Here is a 24,794-nt window from a genome sequence, read left to right as displayed (position 1 = left end):
AGCAACGCGTGGAAATTAAAAATAACACGGTAGTAATAACCGGAGGCGCACAAGGTTTAGGCTTTGCAATGGCGCAAAAATTTGCACTTATGGGTGCTAACATTGCTTTAATAGATATGGCACAAGACTTATTAAACAACGCATGCGAGCAATTGACACAGCTTGAAGGTATAACCAGCAATATCAAAGGTTATGCCGCAAACGTAACAAATGAGAGCGAAGTAGAAAACGTATTTAATACTATTAACAGCGATTTTGGCAACATTGGTGTGCTTATAAACAACGCCGGTATTTTACGCGACGGCATGTTTATAAAGGCAAAAGACGGTAAAGTCGTTAAAAAAATGTCTCTTGATCAATTTCAATCAGTGATTGATGTAAACCTGACAGGTGTGTTTTTAGCAGGGCGGGAAGCGGCAAGCCACATGATTGAATCAGGCAAAGGCGGCGTTATAGTTAATATGTCGAGCGTAGCGCGCGCAGGTAACATAGGCCAAACAAATTACGCGGCATCAAAAGCAGGCGTGGTGGCACTTACCACCACATGGGCTAAAGAACTTGGTCGATTTGGTATACGTGTAGGCGCTATTGCACCAGGTGTTATAAGCACCGCCATGACCGACGCCATGAAGCCCGAAGCGAAACAGCGTATGCTTGCAGTAACACCCGTAGGGCGCTTAGGCGAAAGCGACGAAATTGCCCATACTGCACAATACATAATCGAAAACGATTTTTTTACCGGTCGCGTGGTTGAAATAGACGGCGGTATTCGTTTGTAAAACAGGCGGGATTAAGGTTGATTTAAAAAGCATGGCGCTTGTGGACTGTGCTTTTTTGTTTTAAATCGGGGAGATTTATAATCTTGAAAAAGGGCTAATGACACCGTTGGCACCTTGTTGTAGTACATGGGTATATATTTGTGTAGTACGCACGTCACTGTGCCCAAGTTGTGTTTGTACTGTGCGTATATCAGCGCCGCTTTGCAGCAAATGCGTAGCGAATGAGTGGCGCAAAGTATGTGGGGTAACGTGTTTGTTAATTTCGGCTTTTGTTGAAGACAGTTTAACTGCCTTTCTTACCCCTGAATGATCTAAGTGATGACGTCTTATTTCTCCTGTTTCAGGGTCTGTACTTAATTTATGTGATGGGAACAGAAACTGCCATTGTAATGACTTATTAGCGCTTGGGTATTTTTTACTAAGTCGATGAGGCATCCATACACCGGCGTACGCATCATTTTTTAAATCTAACTGTAAATATTCATCAACCTGAATTATTTGATTTCTTAGCATTGGTATTAATTCTTCAGCAAGTGTCACAATACGATTTTTATTACCCTTGCCGTTCCAAATGCGTATGTTTTTATAGTCGAAGTCAATATCATGAACTCTTATTTTTACTGCTTCCATCAGCCGTAAACCACTTCCATATAGCAGGCTTGCTATCAAATAATGTCGCTTATTTATATTTCTAAAAAATAGCGATACCTCATTTTGTGTAAGTACGACAGGAAGTTTCTGTTGACGGTTACTTTTGATGAAATTTAAATCTAATGAAAGCTCATTCTTGATAATATGTTTATATAAAAAAGCAAGTGCATTTAAAGCGGTTGCTTGTGTTCTCGCTGCCACTTTTTTAGTAACTGTTAAGTGATTTAAAAATATTTCTACTTCATTATTGCCCATACTGGTAGGGTGCCGCTTATTATGAAAATGGATATAGGCAGTAATCCAAAAGACATAAGTTTCAATAGATTTTTTAGCATAATGATGGCTATACATATAGTTGATAATACTATTAAGGAAAGGGGACTTAGTTTTCATTTTAAATCTCAATTAACTGTATTTATATACAGTATTGGCGTTTTTCCTCCTAAGTCAAGAAATGAGGACGTTTTCCTCTTTTCTGCATTTTAATAAAAGAACAGCCTGACTTAAAGTTTAAAGCTGGCAATGTGTTACAGGATTTGTTATTAATATGAAAAACAATTAAGGGGACATACATTGCTCATAAAAAGAGGAAAGTGTCCTCTGATAAAGCTGTTAAAAGTCACAGACACATTGGAGGCATTTTGAAAGGTCCGAGCCCTGAAGACAAAGAACCTATGAAGGGGTTTCCCCAAGTGGGATATTTGAAGAACTACATTTCTTCTGAAAATATCATCGTTGGTGACTATACCTACTACGATGATCCTGAAGGCCCAGTACGATTTGAGAGCAATGTGCTTTATCATTTCCCATTTATTGGAGATAAGCTCTTAATAGGAAGGTTTTGCGCCATTGCAAAAGACGTAAAATTCATCATGAATGGCGCTAATCATAAAATATCTGGATTTTCTACATACCCATTTCAAATATTTGGTAATGGTTGGGAGAAGGTCATGCCCAAAGAGGGTGATCTACCCTACAAAGGCGATACAGAAATTGGTAATGATGTTTGGATCGGCTATGAAGCTACAATTATGCCGGGAGTCAAAGTTGGCAATGGAGCAATAATAGCGAGTAAATCTGTCGTGACAGATGATGTCCCGGCGTACAGCGTTGTTGGTGGCAATCCTGCCAAAGTCATTAAATATCGATTTGATGGTAGTACAATTAACGAACTCTTAGAGATGGCTTGGTGGGATTGGAGTGCAGAAAAAATTACTGAACATCTCGAAGCAATAGTTGGTTGTGATCTTGTTGCGCTTCGGAAAGTAAGTGACTTTTAACAAAGCATTGCAGCGGACAAGCCGCTGAATGCGACGTTAGGGCACTCAAATAAATTCATCGAGTTCTGAAAGTAAAATCATGAGAGAATTCATCTAATTCATGATAAAAAATTAGGATATATAAGTGGCAGTAAATAGAAATAAAGTAGATTTATGGAAGGCAGACGTTGCTAAATCAGTTGATTTTTATAACGAATGGTTTATGACATTCGCTCCAAAAGCATTTAGGGATACTCGCATTGAGACTACAAAACAAGTGGAGGAAGCCCTTACTTGGACTGAAAACTTAACCAACATCCTTCCAGAAACGCTTATAAATCATCCGTCAGTTTTACCAATGCTCAGAATGACAACTTGCCCACCCATTGCGCGTGATCGCCTGATAGGGCTTGCTGGCGTGACCCCAAATTTAGTGAAGAGCATGGAGAAAGACGCTCGCGTTCCTCCAAAAATGAAGCAGCCAAAATTAATTACAGAACTTAAAATGATCGGTGTGATTATCGAGAAAATGGCAGATCCCGATATATTTGTCTGGAAAGATCGTGGCGATATGGGTACTAAGGAAGAAGTTCGCCGTGCATCAACCATCGTGGCTGACCGATTATGCGGCGCTGTCGCAGATCCAATCATTCGCAACGCTCAAGAACAACGGCAACTTGAGGCAATGAAAGTATGGCTTGAAGCCAGAGGGTATCGTCAACTTGAATCGGGTGAAGCTGAAGACTGGCTTTCCATGCCAAACGGTACTTTTTCATTTAGGTTCAATGTGCCAGTGAATCAAGGCGATGAAGGTAAGCAGGTTAACATTCCAGTTGACGCTGTAATCATGCGTAAGAATGCAGCCGAAGGTGATTTCCCTGCATTATTTGAAGCAAAATCTGCAGGCGATTTTACCAATACGAACAAACGTCGAAAAGAAGAAGCCATCAAGATTCAACAGCTTCGCCATACATACGGCGACAAAATCACTTTTGATCTATTCTTATGCGGTTATTTTGATTCTGGTTATCTTGGCTATGAAGCGGCTGAAGGTATTGACTGGGTTTGGGAACACCGTATTGACGATTTAGCGCAGTTTGGGTTTTAGAATGATAGTTGATGAATTTGAAAGTCAGCGTCAGATTTTGCAGGAAAAGCTTGACGGGCAAAAGACGCAAGAAGAACGTAACATCATGGGGCAATTCTCAACGCCTAATATGCTAGCTAGTGATGTTCTAACCCATGCAAAGAAAATTTTCCCCAAGCGCGGTAAAGTTAGATTTCTTGATCCGGCTTTTGGCACTGGTTCGTTTTACAGCGCATTGAATAACGCATTCCCTGAATCCCGTATTGAAGCTGCGACTGGATTTGAAATTGATGAGCATTATGGAAAACCAGCTTTAAAATTATGGAGAGAAACCGACCTTAATTATCAGATTGCAGACTTCACCGAACAAGAAATTCCGAGTGAAGACAATAGATATAATTTAATCGTTTGTAACCCGCCTTATGTTCGGCACCATCATATAACAGGTCAAAAAGAACGGCTTCAAATTAAGGCCCTTGAAGCTGCCAACATGAATTTGTCTGGTTTGGCTGGTCTATACTGCTACTTCATGGCACTTGCACATCCATGGATGAAAAAAAGCGGTGTTGCAGGGTGGTTAATACCCAGTGAATTTATGGATGTTAATTATGGCCAAGCTGTTAAAGACTACTTGTTGAATGAAGTAACTCTTCTTCAAATTCATCGTTTTGACCCAAGTGATGTTCAGTTTGATGATGCCCTTGTCTCATCTGCTGTTGTTTGGTTTAAAAACAAAAAACCGGGTAAAACTCATAAAGTAAAATTCACTTATGGCGGTACAATTGACAAACCAACACATGAAAAAGATGTTTCACTTCCTGTATTAGCAAAAGAAAAGAAGTGGACACGCTTTCCGCTTTCTGAAGAACGCGAAGAAAATAATGAATTAAAATTGAGTGATTTCTTTTCAGTGAAGCGAGGTATTGCAACCGGTGATAATAAGTTTTTTGTACTTACACGCGAGCAAATTGAAAATCTGGGGCTGCCACTTGAACACTTTCGGCCTATCTTGCCGAGTCCGCGCTACCTCAATGTGACTGAAGTTAAATCTGATAAAAATGGTTATCCTGAAATTGAAAATAAATTATTCGTTCTGGATTGCAAACTTCCACTTGATGAAATAAAACGTAACTATCCTGAACTCTACAATTACCTTGAATACGGTGTTCAATCAGGTGTATCTGAACGGTATTTGTGTAAGCACCGTAAGATTTGGTATTCACAAGAAAACCGTGCAGAAAGCCGCTTTTATTGTACGTACATCGGACGTTCAGATAAGGAAGGGAAAAAACCTTTCCGTTTTATTCTGAACCGGTCAAAAGCGATTGTGGCTAATTCATATTTGATACTTTACCCAAAGCCTCATCTTGAAAAAGAAATTGAACTGCATCCGGACTTGACTGAAAATCTGCTCGGAGCTTTGAATAAAATCACAAGTAAAGCCATGCTGGATGAAGGTCGTGTGTATGGCGGTGGAATGCATAAAATGGAACCCAAAGAATTAGCAAATGTTTCTGCCCTAGAAATCAGTGAATTGTTACATGCCACCGTGCCCTAACAAGTTGCTGCACGCGGACTCCCTAAGCTGTCGCGGGTTTTGCAAAAAGACGCAAAAACGCGCGCCAACTTACTCCGCCGGTGAGCAAGGCGTTATAAAGCAAATCGAATTATGAGTATATTCAAACATATTGATGTAATAATTGGTGTTGCTTTAATAGTGGCTGGCTTATATTTTATCGTAATAAAAAATGAGTACCTGACAGGCTGTGTATTGTTGGTTTTTGGCGTCGCATATTTTAGTAAAAAATCAGACGTATCATCGAGTGGAAATGAGTTTTCAAATGATGATTAGTGTTACTGCTTTCTAACAACACGCCCTGAGGTGGACAGCAAGCGCTAAAGCTCACTTTCCACCGCAAATTTTAACAGCGGTGATCCCTTACTTTTCAATGCGGTTAAGTAAGTTGATTCATCGTAGGGCGTATGTGTTTTCCAGCACCTAAATAGGATTCGTATCCACTTAAATGCCAATGATCTGATGATGGTATTATGAGGTTTTCCTTTGGCTTCTTGCTGCCGATAATAGGCTTTAGCCCAAAATGAATAACGCACAGATAATCCAGCCCATTCCACAAATGTTTGCCTTAAAAATTTAGTGCATGAGTATCGCCAGTGTATCCATTCCTTTTTGCCACTGCGTTCGGTTACTGGAGCAATGCCTGCGTATTTTTGTATGTCAGCGGCGCACTTATAGCGGTCACGATTTGACCCCATAGCGGCTAATAATCGAGGTGCTAATTGTGGCCCCGCCCCAGGTAAACTATCAAAAATAGCGCGATCTGTATGTTGCTTATAAAGTGTTTTAATTTCGTCATCAAATCGTGTTATTGCCAACATTAGCTGTTTAAGTTGCGGAACGAGGCATTCAATAAGTAATAAGTTTGGCGTGATCACCGCCATATCTTCGGTGAGAATTTCAGCATCTTTTATTTCTTTTATCCGCTTTTCATTAACGAGTGGGTAGCGGGAATTATGTTGATTAAAGAAGTCGAGTAGTGTTTGTTTCCTCGCTTTTTTAGCGTGAGCAAGAGAGGGCCAGCGCAGTAAGAAGTCACAGAATATTTGAGTGTCTTTTTCTTTAAACCAATCAATCACGTGGGGATAATAATTTTTTAGCGTTGTGGCTATTTTATTGGTTAAATTAACACGATCTTGTACTAGTTTACGTCTGTATTCGACAAGCTGCGCAAGACACCTAACGTCCTCTGAATCCGGCCTAATAACCGTTAATTTATCCATATGAAGTTGTAAGATTTCAACTTGAATAATTGCATCAGTAGGATCATCTTTCGCCCCGCTGTGCGTAAATGCAGCACGGTATTTAGCAACACTTGATGGGTTAATCACAAATAATACAATGTGCTTAAATTTACTGAGTGCATATATAAGTGGGCCTTTTTTTAGCTCACACGCGACAGCAACAGATCTGCCGTTGTAGCGTTGTTTTAACCCAAGCGCCCATGCATTAATTGACTTAGGCTCAGAGGAAATCACACTTAAATGTTGTGTATTTGTGTCGCGATTTATTTCACAAATATCGTGTTTACGGTCGGCCCAATCGATCCCGATAAGGGCAGCAAAATCTGAGACGTTAAAGGCTTCCATTTTGGGCCTCCTAGAGGTAAAGTGAAAGAATAGATAGAGGCTAATAGTGTTTCTCGCAGGTCTTATAGATAGTCGGCATTACGACAATCCCTGAGTATGCGTATTGAAACAAATAACTTCTGTTGATCCGAAAGTCTTGTTACAAACATTGATTGTTTCCGCTCAAATATTCGTGATCAACAGAAGCATATTCCATGTATTAATGAGATAGGTAAATACATTAATTAATGGAACGGAGTAACTATAAGGCACTCAAAAGGACAAATAACAGTTGGTTTTTGCTCCTGCGTCGCTTATTTTAACCAACTGTCATTTGCCTCTTAGTGAGGCGTTAGGTTTTCAAGGAGGTTTTGTGAGCTATATCGAAGGAAAGAATAAAATTCAGGTGCTTGATGAGTTAGCGGGAACAGCTCAAGTAGGTAGTCAAATCCATGAGCAACAAAAAGCCGCGCTCACTGTACTTTGCACTGAAGATATAGAGGCATCTTTAAAATCGCTTGAAAATCAACTTAAGCTTAACTCTGAATCATCAGATAAAGTGGCTAATAAAATATTCTGGTTAAATGTAGTCTTGGCTTTAGCCACTGCTGTAGGTGCTGCCGCGACAGCGTTCATAGCAATAAAAACCTAACAAGAACATTAAACGGAAAAATTACAGTTGGCTGTTTTTCGTTCCTCAAACATAATAGCCAACTATAATTTTCCGCTTATGTAAGCGTTAGCCGTACAAGGAGTTCACATGAAAATATGGATATTGTTTCTCATTTTGAGTATTTCTTTCTTTGCACAATCTAATAACGATATTGCTGTGAAAAAAGAGATTGATTTATTTTTGGGCGTTTCTGAGTGTTTAAGGAATATTTCCAGCGATAAAATTATAAATCCAGAACACGATGAATTATCTTTAATCACTAGCGTAATTGAAAATATTACTCTTGAATTAGGCACAAATGATAACGAGCAAAAAGAATTCAGAGAATTATATAAAGTAGCTTCCAAATACTGTTCAAAAGAAATAAATGACCTTAAAGCTAGTTATAAAAGTACGGCTAATCGGGTAGCCGGAGGTCTCTAACCTCCAGCCCCCACACCACCCATCATGCGGGTCCGCAATGGGCGGTTCATCTCCCGTAATGAATACCGATCCAAATATCTCTCAATGACACTAAACCTTGTGATGCTAAATAGTCATTGCCTAGCGCAATGTTAATTCCTTTTGTTTTTGAGCTTCGACAAGGCCCTTTACTGGTGATACCACAGGCTATCGCGAGTCGTTCGCTAACACCCAGTTTTATTAAACTGCGTACTTTCGTACGTGGTTTACGCCATTGCCGCCAGTAGCACATTCTTATCCTACGGCGGATCCAATGATCTAAATCCACCGTTAACTGATAAGCGTTGGCTATTAGGTAATAGTGTCCCCAGCCACGTAAATACTGCGTGAGTTTATGAATTTGTAGGGTCATTGAGATCCCCCAGTTGCGGTTAGTGAGTTCTCTTACATTTGCTTTAAATTTCTTTAGCGCCTGTTCGTGGATCTGCACTTGAGCGTAGCGGAAGGTAAACCCAAGAAATTTCGAGCCTGATACGGGACCGACTCGACTTTTCGATTCATTCACTTTGAGTTTTAATCGCTGAGTGATAAACGCAGTAATTTCCCGTTGGATTATTAGCCCTTCACTTTTCGTTTTTACTAAAATGATTATGTCATCAGCGTAACGTGCAAACTTAAGGTGTTTGTAGGTTAGCTTCTTATCTAATTCATCGAGTAAAATATTGGAAAGTAAAGGGGATAATGGCCCACCTTGAGGGACTCCTTTGGTTGACTCAAACCACAGACCCTTTTCGCGCTCTGCGATCCCTGCTCGTAGGTATTTACCGAGTAGGTGCATGAGTGCTTTGTCTTTGATTTTACGACCAACACGATTCATCAGCATGTCATGGTTTACCTCATCAAAGAACTTAGACAAGTCAATATCAACCGCTGTTTTGCAACCTTGTTTAACACAAGATTGAACATGGTCCACTGCTTGACTGGCTCTTTTATGAGGGCGATAACCATAACTATGTGGTGAAAATTGAGGCTCAAAGAAAGGGCTAATCACTTGAGCAATGGCTTGTTGGATCACTCTGTCGATAACAGAGGGGATCCCAAGCATTCGCTCACCGCCATCAGGTTTAGGTATTATCACGCGTTTGACTGGCAAGGGTTGATAAGTGCCGTTAAGTAATTGTTGTTTAATACCCAGCCAATGTAACTTAGCGAAGTGATTAAATTCCTCAATACTCATATTATCAATACCGGCAGCCCCTTTATTGCGCTTAACATGTTGCCATGAAGCGCTAATATTGTGGTTGCTCAGTACCCTTGCCATCAGGTCATGATTTGTTTGGTTGTATTCATTCGAGGTATTATTCACCATAGAACGCTGTTCATCACTATCACAACACGGTGATCTATGTGAATTCAAGTTCATTTGTAGTATCTCCTCTGGTTAAGATGTTCAGGCCTTCACCATGTCTTATCCATTACGATAAGTGTTGGGCTACTATGCCGTCTGCTGACTTCTGATAAATCACTCTAGCGATTACTCGATAAAGCGCGTCGAAACTAACGCTTGTTTACTGCTATTTCGCTCGCTGTAGGTCGCAGCAACCAAAGCGCCAAGGGTTGAACAACCAGTCCCTAACTGGTAATCTTCAAGCGTTAGTGCGGATGCGTGTTTATCAGATCTCCCCGAATAAGGTGCATCGACTTTCTCTGCACAACTGCATCATTTACGGTGGCCGTTAGATCACATGACTTCGCTATCTTGTGCTAGCTCGTCTCCAGCCTACGCCTCATATGATGTTTTTGTTCATCAGCTCGCAGATTTGCTAGCGGCTTCCTCCAGACTATCTCTCGCGATTTAGCCCTTGCCATTCGCTAGTAGTTATCGTTTAATAACAGCATGTTATTTAAACGGTGATCTTCCTACAGAGGACTTTCACCTCATAAGTCAATGCCCATGTCGGGCGTACACAAGCCAATCAAGCAGGACTAAAAACAGTTTGCTCGGTTTCGCTTCGCTACACATTTTAGCAAACAATTTTTAGCCTCTTATTGGGGCGTTATAAGCCCTGAGAGGCTTGGCGTATATTTTTAGATAATCCTGTTCATATCTATTTCGCAACCAGAAGTTTTCATTTCTTTTGCTAATTTAAACTTCCACGCACCTGCATCATCAAGAGTTTCATAAACGACACCACTAATATCGTTCGGTTTTTCTAAATTCCCTTTAACTATTGCGGTGACGTTTTCTCTTCCTAATTTGCCTATGAAATATCCATGCTCAAATACTACATTTTGACGAGCTCTCGGCGAAAGTTCTGCTAGTCCAATTTTAGAACCTTGATCACACGGGGTATATAAAACTATGGCAAAACATACTTCATCTGCATATTTTTCTATTTTCTCAATTATTGTTTTACTTGAGCTGGCTTGTTCATGCAATATTATAGGCTCAAGTCCAACTTGAGTTACAAATCGAGCCAATTGCTCTTTTGCCAAATCATCATGACCATGAACAATAAATACCTTATTCTTATTAGGTATTGGTTTGCTGTAAACAGGTGGCTGCTGAATTACTGGTTGAGAAAAAGGCTGCTGTACTGGCTGGAAAACCCCTACAGCCGATGGACGATTGGCAGGAACATTTTGTTGTACTGGAGGAAAAGTACTTGCAACCTGCGGTTGGTTAATTATGGGTTGAATTACCGAGCTTTTAGAGCTTTCTAACCTTGTAGCAATCTGTAAGCAATGACTTTTTAATTCTTGGTTTCTGTCCTTATTATGAGGGTATAGCAATTTTTTATCATCATCGTCTTCAATTATATCTCTAATTAATTTTCCAACTAATTGATTAGACTCCAAATCCCAAATAGCGCGCATTCTATTGCCTTTAGAGCCAGAACCAATTTCATACTTATCCGAATAAAGTTCTATATCAACTGATTCAGCAATAAATTGCGCCAAAGAATTATTAGAAAAATCTAAAAAGTAACCACCACCCATTTCAAAATAAGTTTCTAGTTTTCTGCGCTCTTTAGTGGTTAAATCAGACATCTAAGACCTTTATTAATTTAATCATACGGCTAGCTTGTTTCTTTCGTTTATATTAACCTTGCAAAGGGCTTATAATCGGGTAGCCGGAGGTCTCTAACCTCCAGCCCCCACACCACCCATCATGCGGGTCCGCAATGGGCGGTTCATCTCCCGTAATGAATATTGATCCAAATATCTTTCAATGACACTAAACCTTGTGATGCTAAATAGTCATTACCTAGCGCAATGTTAATTCCTTTTGTTTTTGAGCTTCTACAAGGGCCTTTACTGGTGATACCACAGGCTATGGCGAGTCGCTCGCTAACACCCAATTTCATTAAACTGCGTACTTTCGTACGTGGTTTACGCCATTGCCGCCAGTAGCACATTCTTATCCTACGGCGGATCCAATGATCTAAATCCACCGTTAACTGATAAGCGTTGGCTATTAGGTAATAGTGTCCCCAGCCACGTAAATACTGCGTGAGTTTATGAATTTGTAGGGTCATTGAGATCCCCCAGTTGCGGTTAGTGAGTTCTCTTACATTTGCTTTAAATTTCTTTAGCGCCTGTTCGTGGATCTGCACTTGAGCGTAGCGGAAGGTAAACCCAAGAAATTTCGAGCCTGATACGGGACCGACTCGACTTTTCGATTCATTCACTTTGAGTTTTAATCGCTGAGTGATAAACGCAGTAATTTCCCGTTGGATTATTAGCCCTTCACTTTTCGTTTTTACTAAAATGATTATGTCATCAGCGTAACGTGCAAACTTAAGGTGTTTGTAGGTTAGCTTCTTATCTAATTCATCGAGTAAAATATTGGAAAGTAAAGGGGATAATGGCCCACCTTGAGGGACTCCTTTGGTTGACTCAAACCACAGACCCTTTTCGCGCTCTGCGATCCCTGCTCGTAGGTATTTACCGAGTAGGTGCATGAGTGCTTTGTCTTTGATTTTACGACCAACACGATTCATCAGCATGTCATGGTTTACCTCATCAAAGAACTTAGACAAGTCAATATCAACCGCTGTTTTGCAACCTTGTTTAACACAAGATTGAACATGGTCCACTGCTTGACTGGCTCTTTTATGAGGGCGATAACCATAACTATGTGGTGAAAATTGAGGCTCAAAGAAAGGGCTAATCACTTGAGCAATGGCTTGTTGGATCACTCTGTCGATAACAGAGGGGATCCCAAGCATTCGCTCACCGCCATCAGGTTTAGGTATTATCACGCGTTTGACTGGCAAGGGTTGATAAGTGCCGCTAAGTAATTGTTGTTTAATACCCAGCCAATGTAACTTAGCGAAGTCATTAAATTCCTCAATACTCATATTATCAATACCCGCAGCCCCTTTATTGCGCTTAACATGTTGCCATGAAGCGCTAATATTGTGGTTGCTCAGTACCCTTGCCATCAGGTCATGATTTGTTTGGTTGTATTCATTCGAGGTATTATTCACCATAGAACGCTGTTCATCACTATCACAACACGGTGATCTATGTGAATTCAAGTTCATTTGTAGTATCTCCTCTGGTTAAGATGTTCAGGCCTTCACCATGTCTTATCCATTACGATAAGTGTTGGGCTACTATGCCGTCTGCTGACTTCTGATAAATCACTCTAGCGATTACTCGATAAAGCGCGTCGAAACTAACGCTTGTTTACTGCTATTTCGCTCGCTGTAGGTCGCAGCAACCAAAGCGCCAAGGGTTGAACAACCAGTCCCTAACTGGTAATCTTCAAGCATTAGCGCGGATGCGTGTTTATCAGATCTCCCCGAATAAGGTGCATCGACTTTCTCTGCACAACTGCATCATTTACGGTGGCCGTTAGATCACATGACTTCGCTATCTTGTGCTAGCTCGTCTCCAGCCTACGCCTCATATGATGTTTTTGTTCATCAGCTCACAGATTTGCTAGCGGCTTCCTCTAGACTATCTCTCGCGATTTAGCCCTTGCCATTCGCTAGTAGTTATCGTTTAATAACAGTGTGTTATTTAAATGGTGATCTTCCTACAGAGGACTTTCACCTCATAAGTCAATGCCCATGTCGGGCGTACACAAGTCATTCAAGCAGGACAAAAAACAGCTGGTTTTTGCTCGTGCCTCGCTTATTATAACCAGCTATTTTGTTGCCTCTTAATGAGGCGTTGGTGCGTCAAGCTAAGCTTGATCCATCTTGCAGGGTGCAAGTCCCTGTCGGGCAAGGTCTAACTAACCTCCTGTATCGAGTGTTGCGCCTTTGGCGGAGTGTGGGATTAGCAATTGCTTTTCAGTTATGAGGATAGCATCACACGAACAAGATTGGCGAAGCGTACACAGAGAATTATGTAGGCCATAGGGGTTATCGTGATCCTGAAGTGCTGATATCGCTCCGATAAATATTAGATCTGACTGACGAGGTTTGCAACGCCACCGAAGTCCATGCAAAACAGCCGTGTTAGTAAGGTTGTGGCGAGTCAGCGGAGTTTCAAAGCCGTGGCATGTATAAAGAGATGGTTTGAGAACTTGAGAGATCCAAAGGTGTTCCACAAGGATGGTGGTAGGAAAGCTTAACGAAAAGCAAAGCTAACGATGACCTTTTGGAAGTCAGATCAGCCCATAGTAGTCTGGGCAGGGGAAAGCCCTGTACATGGCGAAGGAGCTGACAGTTATATCGGGTACTAAGTCAACACATAGACCGGACAAAGTAGGTGTAAGCCGCCGTTAAAATCTGGAATAAAATACGGTAGATTCTAGAATTTGCAAATTATGTTAAATTGACATTTAAATTTATTTATTTGTGTGAAAGGGTATGGATTTTAATGTTTTTTAGCGGGTTTAAGCCCGCTTAAACTTGTTTAGCTTTTTGGTATTCTCCACATATATTTAAACATATCTGTAGCTTTGTCGTGAGCCTCAATGATTTCAGCTTTAGTACAATCAACCATTATCCCTGTTGGTACATCATCAGTTGACCATTCTATTATTGCATCATTATTTAATTTAATGGCTTTAATAACAGCATTACCGAGTCTTATAATACTCATTTCATCTGCATCAAACGTTTTCCCTGTTGATATAGTTACTTTAGCATTAGCAATTTGGCTCTTACGATCTAATCGAAATAATGTCATAGCATAAGGTGCTAAGACTTCTTCAACTGTTTTGACTACCAAGCACTGCGGCTCGATTGGTAATGGTTTAGGATTTATAGTTGTAATTGTTCCATCTTTATTTGCAATAGGATCGGGTAAGTTTGCGTTGTACTCTTTTACGCTATTAAGGTTAACTAAATAATCGTAGTAGCTTTGTGCCCAATCCCATTGTTTAGCCAAAACAACAAGTTCGGCAAATTTATTAATTACGACGACCGATTTGTTGAGCGCAATTAAACGCTCAATATCTTGTCTAGTTTTTGTTACAGGACGTCGTAATAACTGCGGTAAACCCTGTTCATTTAAAACTGGTTCGTTATTTTCGTCTACGACGATAAAGTTTAAAAAATCACTTATCATTTTTAATCCACCCTAGAGGCTCTAAAATTTGGGCCGTGCCTACTTTTACTGTTTGTCCGTTGTCATCAAGCATTGTTGATTGGTTACTTACTATATGAATCATTCCATCGTCACCCCAATCTGTTCCCTCGTGCTTAAGTTCTGTATATGCGTAGTTGATGAAGCCTTGTTGGTTTTCAACTACATTGTAATTAAGAGCTTTGAATGCAACTTCACCCCCAACTAAGGATCTTTCTATACTTACTGGAAGGTGGGTTATTATTGACCAGCTAGTACTTTCAGGGAGGAACCGTCCTGCTTGCAGATTTCTTTGCAACAACGAATAAGAAGCCATGTTCGGTTTTGGATGTGCTCCTGTTAGAATCTTTCCAATTAGGGAAAATGCGAGCGGTTTTCCCGTGTTTTCTGCGTAGTAATTAGATGAAAAAACATCCCCCAGACCAAGCACACTTCCGTGCACAGTACTATTAGTGCTATCTTGCGTAAATTTGGCTTTCGTCTTATAAGATATAATAGCAACGGAAGATGAATTAAGGGAGCTTGATGTGTAATCATTGGTTGTAGTTGCACTTACGATAGAAGAACTCGACCAAGTAACCCCAAAATCATCCGTTTGGTGCTTTGTATGTGATGTTCCGATTGCCGCTCTTGTTAATGGATAAGCTTTTGTTACGCCATTTTCTGGGATGGCAGTACTCCAACTACCAACCCAACCCTCTTTAAGATCATCACACTGCAGTATTGTAGCAGGATTACCTATTACTTCGGTATATAGGTATTCCCAAGCAATAGGTGTACTATCAGTTAACACATAAACAAGGATAATATTTGGGTTTTCTCCCCAGCTAGAGGGGTAGTATAGATGCGCAGAACGGGGGGAGACTAAGGATTCAGGCAGAGTTAAATTATCAAAAAGTTCTCCATTAGCTGCATTGTACATAAAGTAACCATCGGTTACATTAATCCCAAATTCCGCTACTCTATCTGGGTAAGCACGAACCCCCGCCAAAGAGGAGGATAAAGTACTAGACCCTGCTAGGTCGAATAGTTTAGTTACTTTTAAAAGCTCACGTCCACGATATTCACTACTTTTTACTTTTAAGTCCGCTTCTGCAAAGTCTTCTTGAGTTAGTCCCCAAGCTGAATAGCGCATATCACGACAAATGCCACCTTGACCGCTCTCATAAATGGCGTCGTAGAGGCGTCCATCCGGTCTATGTTGGCTCGTATTTCCAGAGGATAGCCCGCCAGAACCCAGCGCTAGGGTGCATACCTCCGTAAACGCCTCTTGCTTACTACGTATGCGGTGTGCATTGGTGGTATATTCAAACCACTTACGTCTTTGTGACTTTTCTAGTGAGGTGGTGTCATGTGTCCAAGCCGTTCCTGAGGGATTAAAACTAGGGTGATAAGCCCCCTGATTTAAGCGATTAACCGTTCCGCACACTAAAAAATAGGTATGAGAAGCATCTGAGTCATCATTACGTCGAGAAGAAAATACCCCCGTATAAGGACTAAGGTTATAGGCACTAAGAGTGTTGGAAAAGTAGTTCACCCCTGTGTCTACGCCCGCAGCGGGCGGCGCATTCCTCACCCCTTGTGGAGTGATACGACCACTCGTACTGGCACCATCAAACCTGAGTGTTAAATTACCCACAGGGGCGGCATCTATGGCATCCCAATCACCGTTTCCGAGACCTGCAACACTGCGTCCTCGCAAGCACCATTGATAAAACTTACCGGTTGCATCGTCAAAGTAAATATTATTATTAGGGTCGCTCGCGATAGCTATACGCTGGGTCTCTGTGGCGGTTTGCCAGTTAACGCCTTTGCCCGTGCTAGATTCATCACCTTCATACCAAGCAAAATATGAGCTGGGGCGGACGGTATCACTGACCGTCATAATATTATTAATATTAGTTGCCAAACTTTGAATTACCCCGTTGGCATATACAAACGGGTCAGCATGATTTATTTCACGTAAGAATACTTCAAAGCCCCACATATCAACACGCTCAGTTACTACTTTATTAGTCGTTGTTTCGCTTGCAAATGCTATTGCTGGGCTAGCGTGAGTTACACTTAAACCTGTTGCACTATCGTAAGTACGTGTACCATCTTCTGCGAGGGGGAATTTAACACGCACGCCGTAGTCACTTTGGTGACTACTTAAACCAATAATATTAGAAACAACCCCACAGATATTTACTACGGCCTGCTTTGTTTTACTGTTACCAGTTTCAGCGGAATTACCTAAATACCCAAGAGCAAGTTGTCCTGCTAATGACGACGCGGCCCCCCCCGATAAACCCAACCCTTTATTTATGACTTCTATTATTCCGGCAGCATCTAACATCCTACCAAAATGTACAAAACCACTGGCAGCAAATTTTTCATTATTTGCCGCTCTACGCGCCTCAAACTCAACCTTGCGCATAGCCCACGGGTAGGGGTGTAGCGCTTCAATGTCTAACTGTTGCTGTTTTAACGTCTTAAGCGTTACGGTTGAGCCGTCCGCTGCTTTAAAATCCACTTCGCCTGGTTTAGTTTGATAGTCAAACATGGCCTGAAAGTTATCGTTTACTAATAAATTAGCGTTTTTCAGCGCATCAGCAACGCCTTTAAATTCTACTGTAGTCGGCAGCACAATCGCCGGTTGGTTGTTTTTGTTGCCTTGGCCCCAGTTTTTGGTTAGCTCAATAACGTGCTTATTATTGGCGTTAATGTAGGTGCGATTAATTGCGACAGGATCACTTCCTGTAACAAATAAAAAGTCACCTTGGCGTACGTTTTCAGGGCTTTCGCCGCTTTCGATAACCACGTCTTTAAAGCCGTTGGCTATCGTGATTTGTGAGGCAGAATACTCAGCCATAATTAATCCTCTTGTGAAATAATTGAAAGTTTTTGTGAAGGGTTTTGCCATGATCCGTAAATATTTACGCCCGACCGGCTTGTTATTGCGAGCTTGTACGTTCTGTCTGTCGTGGTTCGCTTATTGTCTGTATAGGTAAAAGACCCTGACGCCGATTGCGTTAGTAACCAATGGTATGAGTCGGATTCACGATCATAGTCATTGGTTACAATTGTACCCGCGCCGTGGTAGGTTTGCGTTTGGCGTACTACCCATGAGCCGTTTACTAACTCTGATAGCTGAATGGTGCATACGGGATCGCTTGGCTTTCCTGCAGGGTTTGTACTTTTGCCCGAGGCCATCGAGTTAAGTTGTAATGAACACACAATATTAATTACGCCACCGTTTGAGCCAAATGGGCCAATTTCGACAAAGGCATCGGCTGATAAGTCGGTGGTTGTAAGCGCGGTGCTGTATGTACCAGCCACAATAGAGCCACCAAAGTAACCATTGCCCCCCGTGTCTTTCCATTCAAGTGCATTGGCTTTGGTTAGGGCAGCTAAGTTAGGCAAACCATTGCTTAGTATCTTAGGGCCATACCAATACCAAACATTATCTGGCCCAAAACCTAGTGCATACTCTATTTTCATAAAGCTATCACCTATCAGGTCGATACGTGGTGAGGCGATACGTGTACCTGCACGTAATACTTTGGCATCAACGGTATCTTCAATCAGTGCGCTACCGTGAACGTGTAGCACATAGGATTGCCAGCTTGAACCTGTATAGCGGCGTGTATTTTCTATTTTCGGGTCGCTCGATTTGTAAATAGTTACTATGTCATTAATAACCGGTTGGCCACTGGGAACCGCTGCATTAGCCGTTAAATTAGACCACGCACCTGTTGATGTAGATACCGTGTAGCGCCCAGCACCACGCTCACCATTTGCCCCTGTTAATCCTGTATATCCTCTTGGCCCAGTCGCACCGTTTTTACCGTCTGCGCCATCCTGACCATCTGTCCCTTTAAATAATGACCATGTGTAATCTGCTGGGTTAGTTGACTCTGTAGCCGTGGTTTTATTTACAGCAATACCAATATATTTGGTGTTGCTGTTTGGGACTTGATACATGCCCGAACCGCTGGCATTGTCACTGTATGCAATCCATGTGTAGGTTGTTTGGCCGTCTGTACCATTTGCGCCAGGGACACCGTCTGTACCATTTGCGCCATCTTCACCTTTTATTTTTGACCATGTGTAATCGGCGGGGTTAGTTGACTCTGTAGCTGTGGTTTTATTATAAGCAAAGCCAATGTACTCTTTGTTAATGGGGAAGTTACTAAGCCCAGCACCGCTGTGATTATCAGCATACTTTAACCATGTATAAGTAGTTAAACCGTCAGCGCCTTTGGCCCCTGGCACACCATCTTTGCCATCCTGACCATCAATACCGTCTCTACCATCCGCGCCATCCGCGCCATCCTGCGCTTTTATATCCTCTAGTGAGCTAACGGCATGCCCATCACCTAGCACTAAACGGCCTTTAAATATATGTACGGGATTAGCGGGGTCTGAGTTATCGACGTAGGACGTAGGCACAAACGTGTCACTAACCATCACGCCTTGGCGAATAATATCACCAATAAAATCAAGGTTGGCTAACTCGCCATCGTTATAGCCCGCGATACCGGTAACGCGACCATTGTTATCAAGCGTCCAGCCGCCACGGGCAACGAGTTTGCCATCCACAGTGGTAAATAATTGGCGTAACTGTTTAATGCTTGCGGTGCTTTCACCGTCCGTTATTTGCAGGTTGGCAATAAACTCAGCTAGGGGGCCATTAACCCATGAACCGCTGTTTGCAACACATTGTACGGCGTCGCTTTCGTTGGTGATATTGCCCTCGGCGTCAACACAGTAACCCACTGCGGTGCGGGTGTACTCTTGCGCGGTGGCAATAGCTTGGTTTTTTGCATCTTCGGTATCACTGTTAATTTTGGCGCTGAGCGTTTGCTGTAGCATACTAAACGCTTGATTTTGGCTGGCAAAAGTTTCTTCTATTTCATCAAACTCAGCAATGGTATCGTCAATAAACGATTCAAACTCTTGACCGCGTACTGTGTTTGCCTCGTCAATCGTAGCAATAGCGGTTGCTACGTCACTAAAGCGCGCAGTTACACTATCAAACGTGGCTTGATAACGTTCATCGCGTATAACACTTGCTTGGTGCTCATTAGCCACAACCTTATTTAATACGGTAATTACGCCATGGCTTTGCTGATACACAGCCGCGAGTTCAAGTGTTTTACTTGCAACGCTTTCAAGCTCAGTGGTTTTGGCCATTAACTCATCTTGTGCTAAAGCTAACTTTATACCTTGCGTTGCTAGCTCGTTGTTTTGTAGTAACTGGTTAGCGGCGGTAATCACATCATTTAAATTTGCGTCTTGCAGTTCAAGTTCAAGTCCGCGCACTTGCACTATGTTTTGACTGATTGAGCCATTGATGGCATCGAGCTTTTCATCAACACTGCTAAACTGGGCATCAACCCCGCCATCTGCGGCATTGAATGAAGTTATTAAGGTTTCAAAATATGCGTCTTTACCGTTTAAAAATTGTTGGGCGTTGTTGGCTTTTTCAAGCGTGTTGTTTTCAGTTAGCTGTTCAAGCGTGGCGCTTAATTGGTACGTTGTATTAAATGTATCTATTATTTGGTTAACACTGCTTAGCGTTTGAAAGCCAAATGTGTTCACCCATGCGGTGGTGGCATACTGCGCCATAATGCCCGTAGCCGCATTTATGTCACTTTCAAGCGTTGTTGTACGTGCTGTTATGTCGTTAAGTGCTAAATCGTTTGCACCCCGTTTACCGACTTCAATAAAATCGATATCGCATGATCCTAAATTAAACACAAGTGAGGTAATTAAGCCTGTATAACCTTCTGTGCCTGTTGCATCAATTTGGATTGTTTGCCATTCGGTATTTTCAGGGAGTGGTACATTAATAATCGCGCCACTGTTGTTAAACAATATTTCGCCAAGCCACGTCGAATCTATGTGCTTGCGCACGCGTAGCCTAAACATTGGGTTATCATCGGCGTTGTAGCTTATTGAAGGGGCGCTAACGGGAGTTGATACGACAATGTACCCTTGTGCGTTGTGGCTATCTACATTACTAAACCCCTCATCATTACTATTAAACTGCCAGCTATAAGCGGGGCTTAACGCTTCAATTGCACCGGCTATTTCGCTTTGCATTTCGCTGAATGTGGCACGCTGTGTTATCTGCCCTGCTTGTACTAAAAGCTCGGCTTCAGCTTGACTAATGCGCTTGTCGCTTTGCGTTAGCCTGTTGGCTTGTATTGTCACATTGGCGTTAACGCCATCAATTAACAATGTAGCTTCATTAAACGACTCGTCAGCGTAAGAAAACGCACGGTTAACAATAGTTCCACTTTCTGGATCAACAAATACAGCAGCATCAATTAAGCGCTCATTACCTAATTGACGTTGCTCGTAATTTTGACGCCAATTTGTATAATTTGCTGATAAATCCAGCACACTTTTTTCAATATCCGTGCGTCTATTTTGCTCTAAATTAAGTTCACTAACGGTGTTTGCAAGCACCTCGGGTATATTGTTTTCGGTTTCAGGGCGCAGGCGATCAACTTGATTGTTAATGTCATCTATGAGCGTTTGTGCATTTTCGCTTAATTGAGTTAATTCAATGTCATTAATGTATTCTGATAAATCAACATTTGTTGTAGTTGCAGTTACATTAACCCAATCACTTGCACCTAAGTGATTAACACTGCGTACCCTAAATTTATACTCAGTTATACTTTGTAAGCCAATGCGATTATAAATTTGTGCAAGCACACGTTCGCCGCTTGTTGGTAAGTCAATAGTCCCTAAAAACTCCCACTCAAACTGTGTGCCAATGCCAGCTGCTGCAATCTCTGCAGTGAGAGTAATTTGGTTATAATCAGCAGTTACATACACTGTCGGCAAAGTCGGGGTTAATACACTAAATTGCACAGCAACAATCAATGAGCGTTGGCCAAAGATGTTTTTAGCACTAATGCGGGCGATATATTCACCCAATTGTAAATTTGGAATAGTTACTTGTGTGTACGTTACTGAGGTTTTAAATACCTGCTCATTTGTAGTGGTATTTATAAACTCTACGTCGTATTCATTTACAGTAAGTGGAGCAGGGTGATGCCATTTAATAATACCGTTTCCATCGCCATCAATTATTACCCGTACATCAAAAATAGACTGCGGTTTGCCGACCAAATAGTCGCTGTTGGGTGTTAAATCCTGCGCGCCTGGTACAAGGTTATCGGCCCATAAATCAGCGCCATCCTCAATACACATCACAGTAACGCCACCATCTAATCTAAAGCGACGTTCAACAACACGATAAATCTTATTGTTTATCGACTCACCTGGTAAGTTTAAATACACAGTGCGTCCTACAGCAGCAGCTAGGCCTTTGTGTTTAAGTGGTAACTCAATTTCACCTAAACGCGTTTGCTCTAAATATATAGTTGCTAAACGCTGTGCAGTGGTGGCGCTCCTTACAAATGGTAAACTTATCGATTTTTCAAGTATTTGATTATCAATTGCTTGATAGTTATCAGCAACTACAGGGGGGGCATCTGTACGGTCATAATTCTGAGCAGGATCGGTAAATGTCGCTCTAACAATATTGGCCCTGTCGCGTAAATCTGCGTGCCATTTTATTTTTATATTGCCATGGACATCACCCTGGTTAATCGTATATGTCGGGTTGCCATACCAGGCACCAACACGTACATACCATTGGCCCATTTGCCTAAAAATCTTACCGGCAAAGCACGCTTCTAACTGATTTAAGACCTCAAGTGGTTTAGAGCTAAATGTAAAACTTCCATTGGTTGTATATCGTGGCTCAGTCGTAACATTGCCATCAGAGTCTTTAAACTCAGCCTCTTCATCACATATATTAATAGCAGCAATCCACCACTGTAATGGTAAACGCTCAAAAGGCACTTCGTGAGCGCCATAAAAACGCACATAATGCAGGGCGCATAGCACCGCATTTTGGGTCCACAGCCATGTATTTTCATCATCAGGGTTCTGGTTTGTGTCGCGGGGATCCCAAACACGTGCGCCACGTATTAAGAACTCAGTTTCAGATATACCGTCTTCAAATACTTCTCGGTTATTTTCAAGCTCAATAAAAATATACGCTTGGCCAAAGCCTATGTGTTCATTCGTCCAACCAGCCATTTTACTTACGGCTTTTACGTTAGCGCTGGTTTGGCGTCCATCACTGAGTAGATAATCCCAGCTTTCAGTTGGGTAAGCAGTAATCGGCTTATCAGCTATATAAACATCTTCTAATGCATCAATAGGTGCGCCGTTTATAAGCACAATCATTTGAACAAATTTTTTATCGTTACGCTCAACCTCCGCTTGGTGTGCAATAACCCCCCCAACGCGGTCACGACCAAAGGTAATACGTCGTGGTTGGTCAATGCCTTTTTGTAAGCCTTTTGCTAATGTCGCTAAGTCCTCTTCAGGTACATCAGGTGTCAGTGAATCCCACAGCGCACCTACTGTCTTATCATAAAGACTGCGTCCAAAACCGAAAATGTCGCCACCAGTATCAACAACGGCTTCAACTACCTTAGACATTACGCACCTCCAATGGGTAAACAGTCTTAACAACGCCCATAGGCAAGGTCACTAAACCATTTTCACCAACACATAAAACCGCATTAATAGTTACAATACTGCCAACAAGCTCACCTTTAAATTCAACCAAGGCCAAATCCCCCCTACGAGCATAAGCAATGCTTATCTCTGGGTTTAAACGGTCTTTAAACACACTTTCAACATTATTTAAACCCTGTTTAAATAACTGTTTAAACGCGCCTTTTTCACTTTGATATTTACCTCTAAAATCGCTCGCCACATCATTACCCGTTGAAAATAGCACCCAATCGGCAACAAAAAGACAGCAATCATTTTCACCCCATTTAAAAGGTGAACCTTTGCGTTGATTAATGAAAGCAGCAAGCTTAGCGGCGACGTTCATAGCGTTTATTTCCTATGTAGTTGCCAGGCTGAGTATCGGGAAGATTTTGTGTATTGGCGGTACTTTGCTCACTAAAAAACATATCACCAGGATAAATAGCCGTTTGTGTTGCGTGGTTCCAGCGTTGATTTAATCGCGCATCCTTCCAGCGTTCACTTTCACCAGCAATACTGAGTTGTACTTGGGACACATCGCCACGCTCAATATCACACGCAACAATGTATCCACTTTCTAGGAGTTGGCTTTGGTTCACACGATAATGCTCATCGACAGTCACAAGGTAAATTTCGCAGTGATGGCTTATTGGATCGTTTTCGGCGACTTCTCCTAGCACCGATTTATCTTGTGTGTGTAATGTTAAGCGGATCCGCGTGCTATCGTTTTTATCACTAGCGGGGATTTCGCTTACAGTGCCAAGCATACCTACACCATGCCAGGTTAAATTATTAAATCGGCGTTCACCGACACCAGTATGCAGCAACACATCACCACTTTTAAAAGCTAAGCGTACAAAGTAGCGTGCACGGCCACTATTTGCTAAATCACTCAATAAGGCAGGGTTTAAACTTTCCATTAAAATGCCTCTCTTCCTTTAATCTTCCAGCTCGTCACAATGCCTTTTTTATACTGTGCACTGGCAAGCCCTTGCTTATTGTCAGTAAGTCGGAATAACCCAGCGGGTTGTTTAAAGGTAATTAAAGTATTGTCTGCAGGAATTTTACGAACAGGGGATTCAAAAATAGCAGTTGCTTGGCCAATCGAATTACTTATCAAGTCAGATGTTAATATTTTAAGCTCAGTGTTTTGCCCAACGCCAACTTGCATGCGTTCGCCAGTAACCAGCAAGGTTTGGTTAGCGGGTAGGCCATCAATGTTTAAAATATTGCCGTCTTGGTTTGCACCACGCACATAGCCCGTAAAGTCTTTATCTAGCTGTTCACGGCGGTAATCAATTAAGGTAAACGTGCCCACTTGCCCGCGTAGGCTGGCAATAAAGCCATCAAGGGCCAACGCATCACGCTCAGGCACATTGGCAAGTTCAATTTCAAATTCCCAGTAAGCACCTTCAAGGTCATAAACCTCAGTGGCGTTATTGGCTTTGTTTAAATGGGTTTGGCTATTGGGCACTAACGTAAAGTTAGAAATCTTAGGCCGTTTGGGTAGGGGGAGTGGTTGCATCGTTACCAAGTTTCGTAATAAAACACTGGTAACGAGTATAAAATTTAAAGGGTAAGCTTTCGGCTGGAAATCACTTTACAGTCAAGCTGTTGCATAATGAGAGTGTAAAGTGCAATTATCATAACTAACTGGTTATAAAACACAACTAAAA

Annotated in this window: 17 protein-coding genes; 6 read left to right on the top strand and 11 right to left on the bottom strand. The window is 41.8% G+C overall.

Annotated features, from left to right (window positions below):
- The first annotated feature begins 8 nt into the window (after positions 1-8).
- Positions 9-779 (top strand): SDR family oxidoreductase, encoded by a 771-nt coding sequence (locus AC0VZ4_RS10235; protein WP_475439592.1) that lies wholly within the window; start codon positions 9-11, stop codon positions 777-779.
- A gap of 75 nt (positions 780-854) precedes the next feature.
- Here the strand turns inward: AC0VZ4_RS10235 and AC0VZ4_RS10230 are convergent, their stop codons facing one another.
- Positions 855-1,823, bottom strand: a complete 969-nt coding sequence (locus tag AC0VZ4_RS10230) for an integron integrase (protein WP_475441640.1) — start codon at positions 1,821-1,823, stop codon at positions 855-857.
- 245 nt (positions 1,824-2,068) lie between these two features.
- Here AC0VZ4_RS10230 and AC0VZ4_RS10225 point away from each other — a divergent pair, with 245 nt between their 5' ends.
- From AC0VZ4_RS10225 to AC0VZ4_RS10215, 3 genes are all read left to right on the top strand, one after another.
- The gene (locus AC0VZ4_RS10225) at positions 2,069-2,710 is read left to right on the top strand and encodes a Vat family streptogramin A O-acetyltransferase (RefSeq protein WP_475441639.1); all 642 of its coding nucleotides are present in this window, start codon (positions 2,069-2,071) and stop codon (positions 2,708-2,710) included.
- 124 nt (positions 2,711-2,834) lie between these two features.
- A complete protein-coding gene (locus tag AC0VZ4_RS10220; protein WP_475439591.1) occupies positions 2,835-3,797 on the top strand; it encodes a XamI family restriction endonuclease in 963 nt (320 codons plus the stop codon).
- A gap of 1 nt (position 3,798) precedes the next feature.
- Positions 3,799-5,334 carry an Eco57I restriction-modification methylase domain-containing protein gene (locus AC0VZ4_RS10215; RefSeq protein WP_475439590.1) on the top strand — a complete coding sequence of 512 codons (1,536 nt, stop codon included), beginning with the start codon at positions 3,799-3,801 and terminating at the stop codon, positions 5,332-5,334.
- 338 nt (positions 5,335-5,672) lie between these two features.
- Here the strand turns inward: AC0VZ4_RS10215 and AC0VZ4_RS10210 are convergent, their stop codons facing one another.
- Positions 5,673-6,941, bottom strand: a complete 1,269-nt coding sequence (locus AC0VZ4_RS10210; protein ID WP_475439589.1) for an IS110 family RNA-guided transposase — start codon at positions 6,939-6,941, stop codon at positions 5,673-5,675.
- Positions 6,942-7,293: 352 nt separating this feature from the next.
- Here AC0VZ4_RS10210 and AC0VZ4_RS10205 point away from each other — a divergent pair, with 352 nt between their 5' ends.
- Together AC0VZ4_RS10205 and AC0VZ4_RS10200 are read left to right on the top strand one after the other, a co-directional pair.
- A complete protein-coding gene (locus AC0VZ4_RS10205) occupies positions 7,294-7,572 on the top strand; it encodes a hypothetical protein (RefSeq protein ID WP_475439588.1) in 279 nt (92 codons plus the stop codon).
- A 108-nt stretch (positions 7,573-7,680) separates the two neighbouring features.
- A complete protein-coding gene (locus tag AC0VZ4_RS10200; protein ID WP_475439587.1) occupies positions 7,681-8,016 on the top strand; it encodes a hypothetical protein in 336 nt (111 codons plus the stop codon).
- A 46-nt stretch (positions 8,017-8,062) separates the two neighbouring features.
- Here AC0VZ4_RS10200 and ltrA (AC0VZ4_RS10195) read toward each other — a convergent pair whose 3' ends face one another.
- From ltrA (AC0VZ4_RS10195) to AC0VZ4_RS10155, 9 genes are all read right to left on the bottom strand, one after another.
- Positions 8,063-9,418, bottom strand: coding sequence for a group II intron reverse transcriptase/maturase (gene ltrA / locus AC0VZ4_RS10195; protein WP_475439586.1), 1,356 nt, complete (start codon positions 9,416-9,418; stop codon positions 8,063-8,065).
- A 665-nt stretch (positions 9,419-10,083) separates the two neighbouring features.
- A complete protein-coding gene (locus tag AC0VZ4_RS10190) occupies positions 10,084-11,046 on the bottom strand; it encodes a TIR domain-containing protein (protein ID WP_475439585.1) in 963 nt (320 codons plus the stop codon).
- Between the two features lie 143 nt (positions 11,047-11,189).
- Positions 11,190-12,545 carry a group II intron reverse transcriptase/maturase gene (gene ltrA, locus AC0VZ4_RS10185; protein WP_475439584.1) on the bottom strand — a complete coding sequence of 452 codons (1,356 nt, stop codon included), beginning with the start codon at positions 12,543-12,545 and terminating at the stop codon, positions 11,190-11,192.
- Between the two features lie 1,324 nt (positions 12,546-13,869).
- Positions 13,870-14,526 carry a hypothetical protein gene (locus tag AC0VZ4_RS10180; RefSeq protein WP_475439537.1) on the bottom strand — a complete coding sequence of 219 codons (657 nt, stop codon included), beginning with the start codon at positions 14,524-14,526 and terminating at the stop codon, positions 13,870-13,872.
- Positions 14,516-17,398, bottom strand: a complete 2,883-nt coding sequence (locus AC0VZ4_RS10175; RefSeq protein WP_475439583.1) for a hypothetical protein — start codon at positions 17,396-17,398, stop codon at positions 14,516-14,518. The genes AC0VZ4_RS10180 and AC0VZ4_RS10175 overlap by 11 nt, the downstream gene beginning before the upstream one ends.
- Positions 17,399-17,400: 2 nt before the next feature.
- Complete coding sequence (locus AC0VZ4_RS10170) at positions 17,401-23,061, bottom strand: phage tail protein (protein ID WP_475439582.1); 5,661 nt, start codon at positions 23,059-23,061, stop codon at positions 17,401-17,403.
- The gene (locus AC0VZ4_RS10165) at positions 23,054-23,464 is read right to left on the bottom strand and encodes a DUF6950 family protein (RefSeq protein ID WP_475439581.1); all 411 of its coding nucleotides are present in this window, start codon (positions 23,462-23,464) and stop codon (positions 23,054-23,056) included. The genes AC0VZ4_RS10170 and AC0VZ4_RS10165 overlap by 8 nt, the downstream gene beginning before the upstream one ends.
- A complete protein-coding gene (locus AC0VZ4_RS10160; RefSeq protein ID WP_342863944.1) occupies positions 23,448-24,038 on the bottom strand; it encodes a hypothetical protein in 591 nt (196 codons plus the stop codon). Before AC0VZ4_RS10160 ends, AC0VZ4_RS10165 begins: the two co-directional genes overlap by 17 nt.
- A complete protein-coding gene (locus tag AC0VZ4_RS10155) occupies positions 24,038-24,592 on the bottom strand; it encodes a hypothetical protein (protein ID WP_475439580.1) in 555 nt (184 codons plus the stop codon). Before AC0VZ4_RS10155 ends, AC0VZ4_RS10160 begins: the two co-directional genes overlap by 1 nt.
- Between the last annotated feature and the right edge of the window lie 202 nt (positions 24,593-24,794).

The sequence above is a fragment of the Pseudoalteromonas sp. QJM3NY_22 genome (assembly GCF_056173065.1).
Note: the sequence above shows the minus strand (reverse complement) of the source record. Positions and strands in the feature narration are given on the sequence as shown.

What these genes read in the sequence shown, in the direction of transcription:
- AC0VZ4_RS10230 (WP_475441640.1), bottom strand. Translation starts at nt 1,823, where the DNA reads ATGAAAACTAAGTCCCCTTTCCTTAATAGTATTATCAACTATATGTAT.
- AC0VZ4_RS10215 (WP_475439590.1), top strand. Translation starts at nt 3,799, where the DNA reads ATGATAGTTGATGAATTTGAAAGTCAGCGTCAGATTTTGCAGGAAAAG.
- AC0VZ4_RS10210 (WP_475439589.1), bottom strand. Translation starts at nt 6,941, where the DNA reads ATGGAAGCCTTTAACGTCTCAGATTTTGCTGCCCTTATCGGGATCGAT.
- AC0VZ4_RS10200 (WP_475439587.1), top strand. Translation starts at nt 7,681, where the DNA reads ATGAAAATATGGATATTGTTTCTCATTTTGAGTATTTCTTTCTTTGCA.
- ltrA (WP_475439586.1), bottom strand. Translation starts at nt 9,418, where the DNA reads ATGAACTTGAATTCACATAGATCACCGTGTTGTGATAGTGATGAACAG.
- AC0VZ4_RS10190 (WP_475439585.1), bottom strand. Translation starts at nt 11,046, where the DNA reads ATGTCTGATTTAACCACTAAAGAGCGCAGAAAACTAGAAACTTATTTT.
- ltrA (WP_475439584.1), bottom strand. Translation starts at nt 12,545, where the DNA reads ATGAACTTGAATTCACATAGATCACCGTGTTGTGATAGTGATGAACAG.
- AC0VZ4_RS10180 (WP_475439537.1), bottom strand. Translation starts at nt 14,526, where the DNA reads ATGATAAGTGATTTTTTAAACTTTATCGTCGTAGACGAAAATAACGAA.
- AC0VZ4_RS10175 (WP_475439583.1), bottom strand. Translation starts at nt 17,398, where the DNA reads ATGGCTGAGTATTCTGCCTCACAAATCACGATAGCCAACGGCTTTAAA.
- AC0VZ4_RS10170 (WP_475439582.1), bottom strand. Translation starts at nt 23,061, where the DNA reads ATGTCTAAGGTAGTTGAAGCCGTTGTTGATACTGGTGGCGACATTTTC.
- AC0VZ4_RS10165 (WP_475439581.1), bottom strand. Translation starts at nt 23,464, where the DNA reads ATGAACGTCGCCGCTAAGCTTGCTGCTTTCATTAATCAACGCAAAGGT.
- AC0VZ4_RS10160 (WP_342863944.1), bottom strand. Translation starts at nt 24,038, where the DNA reads ATGGAAAGTTTAAACCCTGCCTTATTGAGTGATTTAGCAAATAGTGGC.